The following is a 9,026-nucleotide window of genomic DNA, read 5'->3' on the forward strand; positions in this document are numbered from 1 at the left end:
CGTTATCAAATCCGGACCCGGATAATACCAACGAGCGATCCCCGTCCATATCTTTTCGAGTAACCTCCCACCTGAATTGGGTCGCAATCACCCTTAAATAGACGATGAAGAAACTGTTCTCCATGGCGACGCTCAAGACGATCGCCCTCCACCTCAAGTCCTACCCGGTTCGCTATGCGATCGCCGCTGGTCTGGCTACCCTTCTGGGCCTCGATGCCTCGAAGGTTACCGACAGCATCGGTTCGCTTACCGCCCTGCTGGACATCGCAATCGGCTTCTATTCCTAATCGGAGCCCAAAAGGTAAAGGCGGCTCATGGCCGCCTTTACTTCATGCATCAACCGACTGGGTCGTTGCGATGTATTTCCTGATCCACTTCATCAAGAGCATCGCCTTCTCCGTTCGGTTGAGCGTCACCCGATCATCACCATGGACGTCCTCGATCGGGATGGGAAAGAGCATGCCGGTGGCGGTCTGATACCAGAATGCACCATCGCGGAAATACTGGAATTCCGCCATGCCCTTGATGTTTTCCTTGAGATCGTAATTCATAATTCACCTTTTACTTCAATTGAAACTGGTCGCCCAAACGGAATTCGAATCCGTGCACCCTTGAAAGGGGCGTGACCCAACCGCTAGTCGATTGGGCGATGTTCTGGTGGCGCATGAGGGGCTCGAACCCTCTTTATTCTGGAGTGAAGTTCCAGTGACCCAACCCGTTAGCCGTATGCGCCGAAACTATTGATGGCCGCCCCGGACGGATTTGAACCGACGCTGGAGGTTGCCCTCTCCTGCCTGAGAAACAGGTGCCCTCGACCACTAGGCGACGGGGCGATCATCAATAGTCACTGGTAGGGCGTGCGGGAATCGAACCCGTAACTTGCGCGGCGGAGTGAAAGTCCACTGACCGATCCAACAGTCTACCACGCCCCGAAGAGCGTTCTGTGGGTAAGCGGCTAATGATGTGGGATTGTAGAACGTCAACACCAGCACCCGATACGGGCGCGTCAAAACACCCGTATCAGCCGATACGTTCGCGTTCGAGAAGGGTGTAGTTCGTGTTCATAGCGAGGTATTTATACAAAGGTGGTAGTTTGATTGTCAACAACAAAAAATCAGACCGGAATGATTTCCATATGCTGGGGCTTCCAGTAATCGTCTTCGTCCTGATCTTCCATATCGTGCCACCACATGTTGGCGTAGAGGCTGGCATCCCATTCGTCGCTCATGACTTCGACGCGTTCCATCTCGTCATCTCGAACGGCAATGATAACGGGGTTTTCAAGACCACCATCCCAGCCGCCCTTGGCTGCATATGACTTCGCGTCATAGAAATTGTCATAAAAGTATACGCCGAAGCCAACGTCGCCCCATCCACCCTTGAAGCCATTGGCCAGAATGTCATCGGCATATTCGGCTTCGGTTGTGTGATAGAATGTGGCTCCGTGGAGGTTCATGAAATTGCGCATAGCCTATTTATAAAGACCGCACACTCATAGCAGCCCACGTAGCTATCCGATCGTGGCACATAAATAGGTTATGCGGAAATGGATATCTCTCGTCGAAACAACGCTTGGTGAACAAATCGCCTTCCACGGTAGCCCCAAAAGCGATCTGGAGTATTTGACACCACAACACTCAACAGACGAACAGCGTTTCGGGTATGGGGTGTATTTGACCACAGCGCGAGAGTTCGCTGATGACTATACCAACAAGGGTCACGGTAGAACTGGCGCAGTTTACTCGGTTAATATCCCCGATGATGACGAACTTTTGGACCTCGACGCGACCTACGGCGACCAAAACGATTTCATCAAGAAAACCTTGAAAGTGTTCACCGCACCCAATGAGTTTGCGAGTCTGTGGGACAGAGACAAATTCATTGTCCAAATTGACACCCCTCTGTGGAAGTTCGGGGTTTTAGGAAAATTCCCCACACGCGAGGACGCTGATAATTTCCTAGCCAATTTAACTGGGCGCAGAATCTACACCATTTTGGCGCGCAACGGGGGCAACAAGGCCGCTTCAGAAGATTTGCATAGAATGGGGATCAAAGGAAACCGCTACCACGATGACACGGGTCACGACGCTATCAATTACGTCATTTTCGACAAGTCCTCGTTGAGGATCGTAGATAGAGATTAAATGAAAAGGGCGACCCTCAGGCCGCCCCCTCACCTTCTGCCAGTTTGGCGCAGATGACCATCTCGATCGCCTCTGCCTTGCCGCGCCATTCCTGACGCTGACCTTCCGTGATGGAATTCCAGTTGGTGAATAACTGGGCACCTCTGCGGCTATCCTCAAACATGCGACGCGCTCGCTTCTCCGTCGCGGGAGCGATGTTATTGTTCATATCAGTTCCTTGAAAAGTCCTGTTGGGACATGAGTATTTATTTATGATGGTGCGCCTCGACGATCCTGCGGATCGCCAAGGGAGATTGTCCACTCTTCCTCACTTACGTTCGTCAGAAGCGAACAATCTAAAATTGTTCAACTTTGATGTCTGCAATGAGTTGAGCGGAAGTCCTTTAATCCCCCTGTCAGGTGAGGGATTTAGACACAACTCTCCTATCCGAAGAATTGTGCAACCTTCACCTGACAGGGGAGAATATGCAATTGAGATCGCGTTCGATCGCGCAACGAGCCACTTTAACTGGCAGCGGGTGGGAGCCCTAACCCCGCATGTGATTGCGTTCCTCGTGCCCCGTTAGAGACACCTCCGGTTATCTGCCGTAGCAGAAGCCCATGCGAGAAGCCTGATCGTCTTCACAACCCACATGGAAGAGGGAGGCGGGTGCGCCTTGATCCCTCTATCTTTTGGTCGCCACTGAGTTTTTAACGGCATGGCCCTGACCGTCGGTGCATCAATCCACCGTCCTGTCTGAGGCTGAGCACCTGAAAGATGCCCGTATCAAAGCCCACAGCAGCAGTTTTCGGGCAGGGTGGCCCTTATAGACGCGATCAAATGATCGGACCCATTGATGTGTAAAGGGAGGATATGAAAGACCCCGAACCGGAGTCTATATCCGCGTCCTATTTAAGCGAAAGGCCCGGAAATACGGGCCTTTCCTAAAATCATGATCGCTGATGAAGTTACTTCAATGCACGCCAACCTTGAAGGTATCATGGTCACGCACCACCATCGAACTCCACATGGCGATACCATCGACGGCGATTAGGATGCCATTGCGGTGAAGCCACACCGCGTCGGTCTTGTTCTCGCGCTCCCACCCTTCACCAATCAGCGTCTGGATGAACTCCCCACGAATGTCGGCGAGTTTACGCCTCGATCCATGGATGAACACGTTGTGGCGGTTGACCTCATAAAGGCGCGAGAGGCTGTCGCGCTCCAACTGGATCGCCCGGCGGCCGATCTTGGCCAGCAAGCCATAGACCATGCGCGTGGTGCGAGCTTTGGTGCGGGTGCTGTTCCGGCTCATGCGATTGCCTCGTTGACGCTGACGACCTCGGCGTAATAGGAGACCGAATAGGGCTCCGATTTTTCGTCGAAGTGATGCACGAATTTGTCCCGCGCCTCTTTGTCGGAGTGCGCCCAAACGATCCTGTCCTCGTAGCCCTGTTTGGGTGTTCCCATATATTCGGTCTTCGTGACCTTACCTTTGACCAGATACAGTTTCATATCGCATCCCTCGTTACAGGATCGGTATACTACTTTTTATGAAATGGATCAACAGGATAATCTCGGCCGGGCGTTACCTTTCTCTATCTCGCCTACCTACAAGGGTAGAGGAGATATGAAATGGCCTATCGCCGCGACGAGCTATGGGACGAAATCTATGACATGCCGATCTTCTGCGCAGACCATCCAGCAGCCGCCAGAGCGTGGCGCTGGGCCGAAGACCTGCAACGGGGTGGGAAACTGCGCAACACCGATCTGCTGAGCCTCATGGGGCTTATACAGGCTTGTCTGGACTATTCAGCGGACAGTTGAGGCGTCCAGTCGCTCGATCAGGATTCGTTCGATTACTCGCCCCAACTGCTGGAGTAGCAGGACCGTTCGGAGTTCAAGATCATGGGGGCGACTGTCGAACACACAGAGCGTTCCAAGCGCGATCCCGTCACTGTCAAGCACAGGAACGCCGAGATAGAATAGCACTCCGCCAGACGTCACGTAGGGATTGTCGCGGAAGCGATCATCATCGGTCGAATTCGGTATCCATAGAGGCTCAGCAGGCGTCTTGATAGCCACGGCGCAGAATGAGTAGCATCGGGGATGATTGCCCGTGTAGGGGCCGTTAAACGTCGATTTGACGAAAGAACGATTGCCTTCGACCATCACGAGGGCCGATGATGGAATATCGGTGATAAGAGCGGCAAGTTTGGTGATTTCGTCGAACACGTCCTCTGGACCGGTGTCGAGCATATCAATCGCATGAAGCCGCTCGGATCGCAGGTGGTCGAGAAGAAGTTCTGCCTCTGACATGAAGGCCCCGGCCGCGTCGCTGAAATCGATCATACCCATCTCCGCAGTGACGTTACGGAATTGTCCCGCCACTGCTATTTATCGGGGTCAGATCAGTTCCAGTCCGTCGAGTTTGAGCGGCGCGAAATCGAACATGGTATGACGGTTTTCGTCATATTCGACCTGCTCCAGCACGTCATACCGATCGATCGAGCAATAGGTCTCAGAGGGATCGAGGCCTCCCCGCTCAGCCCACCAAAGCCCCTGAGAGGGCCAGACATAGATGGGCTGCGGGGAGAACTGGTCGAGGTTCTGGAGGTAGCGCAGATGCGCCTGATCTTCGACGGTCAGCATCGGCGCGCCCCCAAAACGTCATCGAGCAGATCGTCGACCGCCGCGTCGGTGGTCACGCCTGCGACGAAGTCACGATCGCGCTGAAGACCGGCCAGAACACGATCGCGGGTTTCCGGGTGGTCGATGAGCGTTCGTCCCAACCCAATCGCGCCTTCGATCTCGCTGCCGGGGTTTTCACGGCGGATCATGTCGAACATCATGATCTCGATTTCTCGGATGCCATCGCAGTTGCACGTCACCATCTCGTTGCTCTTGGCGACGCGAAGGAATTCGTCAGCCGAATATCCAAGAACGCGATCGCGGATATTCTTGGCCTGCTCGAACACACCGTCCGGGGCACTGGCGCACCCCTCTTCAAAGGCCATGAAGGCGCGGTTGATTGCGGCGAGGTCGACGTTGCGGCGAATTGTCATGTGACGTCCTTTCAGATGCCGGTTTCTTCCAGCGAACGGTTGTAACCGTGATCATAGCCATCGGCCTCGATCGTGCCAGTGGGATGAGGGTTTCGGCGGGCGCTGAGCGCACTGCAATCCATGAACCCGTCGAGGAAAGCCGCCTCATACGGGCTAAGCACTTCTTCGGCCTGAACACACTGTTCCATGCCCGGCCCTTTCAGAAAATGTGGAGATCGTGAACGACCGAATGATCGGTCAGGCGCTCTTCACGAAGCGCCGCCATATGCCCCATGCCATTGGACATCTGGCGCGCCTCGATGTTGATGATCGAGAGATCGAGGTTGAGAGCCTGCAATTCCAGCAGGAAGTCGAGCAACTGCTGTGCGTTGTGCGCTTCGGCGCGGGCGATGGTCTGGGTGCTCATTTGATCTCTCCCGGTTATGCAGCGTTCTGCTTGGCGCGGACGTTCTTGAACCCGAAGGCCATGCCGAGCACACAGGCATTGCGAACGATGCTGTCCAGCTTCGAACCCGCGAACAGATTGTCGACCGCCTCCGCGACGGCTTCGCGCTTCAGTTCATCGAACGTCTCGATCGGAGTGGTCGCGATGGGATGCGCGCCACGATCGGCCTCGTCCCCACCGAAAGCCGACGCCACGGAGAGAATGCCACCAATGACATTCGCGATCGGCTGACCGGCAATGAAACCGTCGAGCAGCGAGCGCCGCGAGGCGCTGAGAAGTTCATCAAAGCTGGCGATGTCGACTCGGTTCATAAAAGCCTCCAACTGGATTTCAATCTCTGTTGAAGACGGCCTATACTACTTTTTATGAGGCGACAAGCACAAAAAGCGTTCCCGCATTTTTTATGAAAGTTTTTCGCTCACTCTCTCATGCTTCCAGCTTTCGAGAAGGTCTTTGAGGACAATCGTTTTCTGGTTCACAATCTCGACATGCCCCAGATATGCTTCGTCCCATGTCGCATAGCGATTGACGATCTCGCAGCCATAATCGTCGAAAACTGCGGTTTCGAAAAGCTGAACATCACCCATAAAACCGTGGTCGATACCAAGAAACACGGTGGAGACTTCCACGCCGCTGGAATGACGGGAGAAGGCAACACGCCGTTCCGCCTTCTCATACCACACGCCCCATTCCATCAAGTCTTCGATGGGGACGGGCTGGGTGCCCTCAAGGATGTAGAGCCGTAGCATGCCGGGGATTTACGACACCGATGCGGTTCAGGCAACCGTCAAAAGCGCTTTATCTCTACTACTAATTTTGATATCCGGTGGGATGAAAGGAATTTGTTGTGCTCGCTGATGCAATTCGCGCTTATCCAGATCGCCCCGAGGGCCAGATTTTCGGCTTTCAGGCTCAGCAGGCATATCGCCGTCTGTCGGATCAGATTGCTCTCGCGCCCCGGTTCGATCTTCAGCGAGATGCCATTTTCCTGATTGAGAACCTCAGTCGAACCGTGATGCCATCCCGTATCGTCGACGCACTCGGGCTGTGCCGCCTGCCCTTCCCCGTCATGTGGGTTGAATTCGTCTTCAAGGATCGAAGCGACTGGGTCAGCATTGCCACAGCCGAAGGGCGCTACAGCCAGAGTGATTGGGGAGATGATCAACCCAATGCCCCTCAGCGTCTCGGCATACTTCTGGAGGAAATCGAGAAGGATGACGGATACAAGATCGAGGCGAAATTCGTCTGGAACTTCAATGGCCATGATCTTCTCAATTTCTGCTCTCAATCGCTCGTCATCGATCTGGAGCAGCGCGAGCCCTATCAGCCGACCGATGCCGAGTTGGCCAAACAGCAAAGCCAGCGGGGACAGAATAGCTGGGCTCTGTCTTGGCACGATAACCTCTTGGAGGAGAAAGCGGCCGTCGACCTTGAACGTCGTCTCACGATGCGCACCCCCGAACATATGAAGCCTGTATTCGAATATACCGCTGCGACCATGGGGCTGGAGGAAGCGCGCAACCTTCGCAATTCCGCCAACTATGATCTCGCCGGTGAGTGGAAGTTTCTCCTCGCGTTCCTGATGGTGATGAACTCGCGGAATGTCGTATCCTATGGGGATGAGGTTTCATTTGACAAACTGAACAAGAAGCGGGTGAAAGCGAAAAAGCCCCCTCTCCTGTCGCATCGACCGGTAACCCTTCATCTCAGTAGAGCCCAGCATATGCGGATGGGAACCGGTGGCGGTGGTTCTCGCGCCGATCTGCGACCGCATCTGGTTCGCGGTCATTTCAAGCTGCGCAAAACCGGTCTGTTCTTTTGGTCGTCACACATGCGTCGGGATGAAACAGGCGCGGAAGCACCAACCTATCGGGTCAAGGCATAGCCTAAATAGCGGATGAGAGAATTGATCAATATTGTGACCGAGACGACCGAAGAGACTGCTGCCGACGTCTACGTCGATCGTGTGTATGATGGTCTGGAAGCTGGCGGTATGACGCCGCCACTGGAAGTCTCGTTGGTCGCGATCGATGATCACAAGGTTGAGATCATTTCTATCCTGAACCGCCATAGCAAGGGTCAGGGCGTGGGATCGTCAGCGCTTGCGCTGATGACCCGCATTGCCGACCATATGGGCATCACACTGGTCCTCAGCCCGGCCAGCGACGCCGATGGCGAGGATGGCGGCCTGACGTTCGAAGAACTGGTAGACTGGTATATGCGCTACGGTTTCGAGATCGCCGGTAGCTCCATGATGACCCGAACACCCGATCGCTGATCAGCGCCAGCCGTCCTTGAATATGTAATACCGGTTGTTGCCGTCACGGTCCCAGACGTAACCTTCCGGAAGAGCGTTCTGGCGGTCCAGCATTTCCAGCATGCGATCGTAGGTGGTGACCCGGCGCTCTTCGCCATCGTCGACTTCGAACCGAATGAGGTTGGGATCGTGATCTTCGATGAATTTGCGAAACGCCGCAATCACGCCGGTGAACACCCTGAAGGGTTTATTGTGCTTCAATAGGTTGGCGCTCTGACGGCCGCGTTCGTCCTCCCCGGTAAACGAGGAATAATATTCTCCATCGCCTTCGTCCTGAAAGCCGACGAAGAACTGCCGCCCATCCATGGTGAAGTCATAACCATGAAGATCACCATCGCTATGCGGAGTGAGCGCCACGGTGCTGTCGAGAAACTCGACCAAGGGTTCGGCGTCTGTCATGGCTACGCCTTTATCATGCTTAGTCATGCGCGCGAAAGCCCGGTTCTGCATAGCAGCATCGAGATCACAATCGGTGAAAATTTCGATACCAGAGAACGCTACCGTCGGACTTCCATGATATACCCAATCACCTCTACCGTTGAGGTAATTGTCATTATCATCGGCGGCATCATAATCATCGAAGCGGACGTGTGATGGCGCAATATAGAAATTGAACTGCGGCTCCTCGATTCCAAGCTGGTGGCGCATACCGTAGTGGGTGTCGTTGTAGGCTAGGTCTAGGTATACGTCATGGAAAGTGGCAACTCCCCGAAGATCGCCCTTCGCGACCAGATCGACCAATTCTTTCGCCGAGGGATTACTCCAATAGCCATCGACCATTTTCAATTCGTTGAGACCCTGAAAAGCTTCGGCGATGATATTGATGAAATTGCGCATGGTCTATTTATGCGATAAGTAAAGCGAATGAGACAGGAACGAATGACCTTCACACTCTGACCCCGGATTGGCCGGGGCCTAGATGTGTGGAGGTGAACACATGGAACGTAATCGTGCATGGCGTCGCGCACAGCGCAGTCGCATCATTGAGCACACTCGTAACTGGATGACCGCTCGTGGTCTTCCTGTTGCGCATAACCGCGATCGTAAGACCGCCACTACACCCCACCCTTGCAGT

At 54.3% G+C, this 9,026-nt stretch carries 18 protein-coding genes and 3 tRNA genes; 5 read left to right on the forward strand and 16 right to left on the reverse strand.

The genetic code is table 11. The annotated features are described in order from the left end of the window. The first annotated feature begins 104 nt into the window (after window positions 1-104). Window positions 105-287, forward strand: a complete 183-nt coding sequence (locus AC0KVN_RS03265; protein WP_483655697.1) for a hypothetical protein — start codon at window positions 105-107, stop codon at window positions 285-287. 42 nt (window positions 288-329) lie between these two features. Here AC0KVN_RS03265 and AC0KVN_RS03270 read toward each other — a convergent pair whose 3' ends face one another. The 5 genes from AC0KVN_RS03270 to AC0KVN_RS03290 all read right to left on the reverse strand — a co-directional run bounded on the left by AC0KVN_RS03270 (window position 330) and on the right by AC0KVN_RS03290 (window position 1,468). Next, complete coding sequence (locus tag AC0KVN_RS03270) at window positions 330-551, reverse strand: hypothetical protein (protein ID WP_483655698.1); 222 nt, start codon at window positions 549-551, stop codon at window positions 330-332. Window positions 552-577: 26 nt separating this feature from the next. Continuing rightward, window positions 578-649: transfer RNA gene (locus tag AC0KVN_RS03275), tRNA-Glu, on the reverse strand. 6 nt (window positions 650-655) lie between these two features. Next, window positions 656-733: transfer RNA gene (locus AC0KVN_RS03280), tRNA-Glu, on the reverse strand. Between the two features lie 11 nt (window positions 734-744). After that, a tRNA-Glu gene (locus AC0KVN_RS03285) sits at window positions 745-833 on the reverse strand. Between the two features lie 281 nt (window positions 834-1,114). After that, window positions 1,115-1,468, reverse strand: coding sequence for a hypothetical protein (locus AC0KVN_RS03290; RefSeq protein WP_483655699.1), 354 nt, complete (start codon window positions 1,466-1,468; stop codon window positions 1,115-1,117). A 70-nt stretch (window positions 1,469-1,538) separates the two neighbouring features. Here AC0KVN_RS03290 and AC0KVN_RS03295 point away from each other — a divergent pair, with 70 nt between their 5' ends. After that, window positions 1,539-2,144, forward strand: coding sequence for a hypothetical protein (locus AC0KVN_RS03295; protein ID WP_483655700.1), 606 nt, complete (start codon window positions 1,539-1,541; stop codon window positions 2,142-2,144). 16 nt (window positions 2,145-2,160) lie between these two features. On the opposite strand, the gene AC0KVN_RS03300 is transcribed toward AC0KVN_RS03295, so the two are convergent. From AC0KVN_RS03300 to AC0KVN_RS03310, 3 genes are all read right to left on the reverse strand, one after another. Beyond that, the gene (locus tag AC0KVN_RS03300; RefSeq protein WP_483655701.1) at window positions 2,161-2,352 is read right to left on the reverse strand and encodes a hypothetical protein; all 192 of its coding nucleotides are present in this window, start codon (window positions 2,350-2,352) and stop codon (window positions 2,161-2,163) included. A 745-nt stretch (window positions 2,353-3,097) separates the two neighbouring features. Then, window positions 3,098-3,439, reverse strand: a complete 342-nt coding sequence (locus tag AC0KVN_RS03305) for a hypothetical protein (RefSeq protein WP_483655702.1) — start codon at window positions 3,437-3,439, stop codon at window positions 3,098-3,100. Further along, window positions 3,436-3,639 carry a hypothetical protein gene (locus AC0KVN_RS03310; protein ID WP_483655703.1) on the reverse strand — a complete coding sequence of 68 codons (204 nt, stop codon included), beginning with the start codon at window positions 3,637-3,639 and terminating at the stop codon, window positions 3,436-3,438. The genes AC0KVN_RS03305 and AC0KVN_RS03310 overlap by 4 nt, the downstream gene beginning before the upstream one ends. A gap of 120 nt (window positions 3,640-3,759) precedes the next feature. Between AC0KVN_RS03310 and AC0KVN_RS03315 the strand changes: the two genes are divergently transcribed. Continuing rightward, window positions 3,760-3,951, forward strand: a complete 192-nt coding sequence (locus tag AC0KVN_RS03315) for a hypothetical protein (protein ID WP_483655704.1) — start codon at window positions 3,760-3,762, stop codon at window positions 3,949-3,951. Here the strand turns inward: AC0KVN_RS03315 and AC0KVN_RS03320 are convergent. The 7 genes from AC0KVN_RS03320 to AC0KVN_RS03350 form a co-directional block, all read right to left on the reverse strand. After that, the gene (locus AC0KVN_RS03320) at window positions 3,937-4,476 is read right to left on the reverse strand and encodes a GAF domain-containing protein (protein WP_483655705.1); all 540 of its coding nucleotides are present in this window, start codon (window positions 4,474-4,476) and stop codon (window positions 3,937-3,939) included. The genes AC0KVN_RS03315 and AC0KVN_RS03320 overlap by 15 nt on opposite strands. 54 nt (window positions 4,477-4,530) lie before the next feature. Then, window positions 4,531-4,776: a hypothetical protein gene (locus AC0KVN_RS03325; RefSeq protein WP_483655706.1), complete on the reverse strand. Its 246-nt coding sequence runs from the start codon at window positions 4,774-4,776 to the stop codon at window positions 4,531-4,533. Continuing rightward, window positions 4,770-5,189 (reverse strand): hypothetical protein, encoded by a 420-nt coding sequence (locus AC0KVN_RS03330; protein WP_483655707.1) that lies wholly within the window; start codon window positions 5,187-5,189, stop codon window positions 4,770-4,772. The genes AC0KVN_RS03325 and AC0KVN_RS03330 overlap by 7 nt, the downstream gene beginning before the upstream one ends. 11 nt (window positions 5,190-5,200) lie before the next feature. Next, window positions 5,201-5,377, reverse strand: a complete 177-nt coding sequence (locus AC0KVN_RS03335) for a hypothetical protein (protein WP_483655708.1) — start codon at window positions 5,375-5,377, stop codon at window positions 5,201-5,203. Between the two features lie 11 nt (window positions 5,378-5,388). Then, the gene (locus AC0KVN_RS03340) at window positions 5,389-5,595 is read right to left on the reverse strand and encodes a hypothetical protein (RefSeq protein ID WP_483655709.1); all 207 of its coding nucleotides are present in this window, start codon (window positions 5,593-5,595) and stop codon (window positions 5,389-5,391) included. 14 nt (window positions 5,596-5,609) lie between these two features. Next, complete coding sequence (locus AC0KVN_RS03345; RefSeq protein WP_483655710.1) at window positions 5,610-5,945, reverse strand: hypothetical protein; 336 nt, start codon at window positions 5,943-5,945, stop codon at window positions 5,610-5,612. 90 nt (window positions 5,946-6,035) lie between these two features. Then, the gene (locus AC0KVN_RS03350) at window positions 6,036-6,383 is read right to left on the reverse strand and encodes a hypothetical protein (RefSeq protein WP_483655711.1); all 348 of its coding nucleotides are present in this window, start codon (window positions 6,381-6,383) and stop codon (window positions 6,036-6,038) included. 98 nt (window positions 6,384-6,481) lie between these two features. Here AC0KVN_RS03350 and AC0KVN_RS03355 point away from each other — a divergent pair, with 98 nt between their 5' ends. Both AC0KVN_RS03355 and AC0KVN_RS03360 read left to right on the forward strand, forming a co-directional pair. Next, window positions 6,482-7,519 carry a hypothetical protein gene (locus tag AC0KVN_RS03355; RefSeq protein WP_483655712.1) on the forward strand — a complete coding sequence of 346 codons (1,038 nt, stop codon included), beginning with the start codon at window positions 6,482-6,484 and terminating at the stop codon, window positions 7,517-7,519. Window positions 7,520-7,552: 33 nt separating this feature from the next. Beyond that, window positions 7,553-7,912, forward strand: a complete 360-nt coding sequence (locus AC0KVN_RS03360) for a hypothetical protein (RefSeq protein WP_483655713.1) — start codon at window positions 7,553-7,555, stop codon at window positions 7,910-7,912. Here the strand turns inward: AC0KVN_RS03360 and AC0KVN_RS03365 are convergent, their stop codons facing one another. After that, window positions 7,913-8,788, reverse strand: a complete 876-nt coding sequence (locus AC0KVN_RS03365; protein ID WP_483655714.1) for a hypothetical protein — start codon at window positions 8,786-8,788, stop codon at window positions 7,913-7,915. Window positions 8,789-9,026 lie beyond the last annotated feature (238 nt).

This window comes from Sphingobium sp. SG1, from assembly GCF_057063145.1.

Excerpts from the sequence above, each read along its gene's own strand:
- AC0KVN_RS03265 (WP_483655697.1), top strand. The coding sequence starts at position 105 with ATGAAGAAACTGTTCTCCATGGCGACGCTCAAGACGATCGCCCTCCAC.
- AC0KVN_RS03270 (WP_483655698.1), bottom strand. The coding sequence starts at position 551 with ATGAATTACGATCTCAAGGAAAACATCAAGGGCATGGCGGAATTCCAG.
- AC0KVN_RS03290 (WP_483655699.1), bottom strand. The coding sequence starts at position 1,468 with ATGCGCAATTTCATGAACCTCCACGGAGCCACATTCTATCACACAACC.
- AC0KVN_RS03295 (WP_483655700.1), top strand. The coding sequence starts at position 1,539 with ATGCGGAAATGGATATCTCTCGTCGAAACAACGCTTGGTGAACAAATC.
- AC0KVN_RS03300 (WP_483655701.1), bottom strand. The coding sequence starts at position 2,352 with ATGAACAATAACATCGCTCCCGCGACGGAGAAGCGAGCGCGTCGCATG.
- AC0KVN_RS03305 (WP_483655702.1), bottom strand. The coding sequence starts at position 3,439 with ATGAGCCGGAACAGCACCCGCACCAAAGCTCGCACCACGCGCATGGTC.
- AC0KVN_RS03310 (WP_483655703.1), bottom strand. The coding sequence starts at position 3,639 with ATGAAACTGTATCTGGTCAAAGGTAAGGTCACGAAGACCGAATATATG.
- AC0KVN_RS03315 (WP_483655704.1), top strand. The coding sequence starts at position 3,760 with ATGGCCTATCGCCGCGACGAGCTATGGGACGAAATCTATGACATGCCG.
- AC0KVN_RS03320 (WP_483655705.1), bottom strand. The coding sequence starts at position 4,476 with ATGATCGATTTCAGCGACGCGGCCGGGGCCTTCATGTCAGAGGCAGAA.
- AC0KVN_RS03325 (WP_483655706.1), bottom strand. The coding sequence starts at position 4,776 with ATGCTGACCGTCGAAGATCAGGCGCATCTGCGCTACCTCCAGAACCTC.
- AC0KVN_RS03330 (WP_483655707.1), bottom strand. The coding sequence starts at position 5,189 with ATGACAATTCGCCGCAACGTCGACCTCGCCGCAATCAACCGCGCCTTC.
- AC0KVN_RS03335 (WP_483655708.1), bottom strand. The coding sequence starts at position 5,377 with ATGGAACAGTGTGTTCAGGCCGAAGAAGTGCTTAGCCCGTATGAGGCG.
- AC0KVN_RS03340 (WP_483655709.1), bottom strand. The coding sequence starts at position 5,595 with ATGAGCACCCAGACCATCGCCCGCGCCGAAGCGCACAACGCACAGCAG.
- AC0KVN_RS03345 (WP_483655710.1), bottom strand. The coding sequence starts at position 5,945 with ATGAACCGAGTCGACATCGCCAGCTTTGATGAACTTCTCAGCGCCTCG.
- AC0KVN_RS03350 (WP_483655711.1), bottom strand. The coding sequence starts at position 6,383 with ATGCTACGGCTCTACATCCTTGAGGGCACCCAGCCCGTCCCCATCGAA.
- AC0KVN_RS03365 (WP_483655714.1), bottom strand. The coding sequence starts at position 8,788 with ATGCGCAATTTCATCAATATCATCGCCGAAGCTTTTCAGGGTCTCAAC.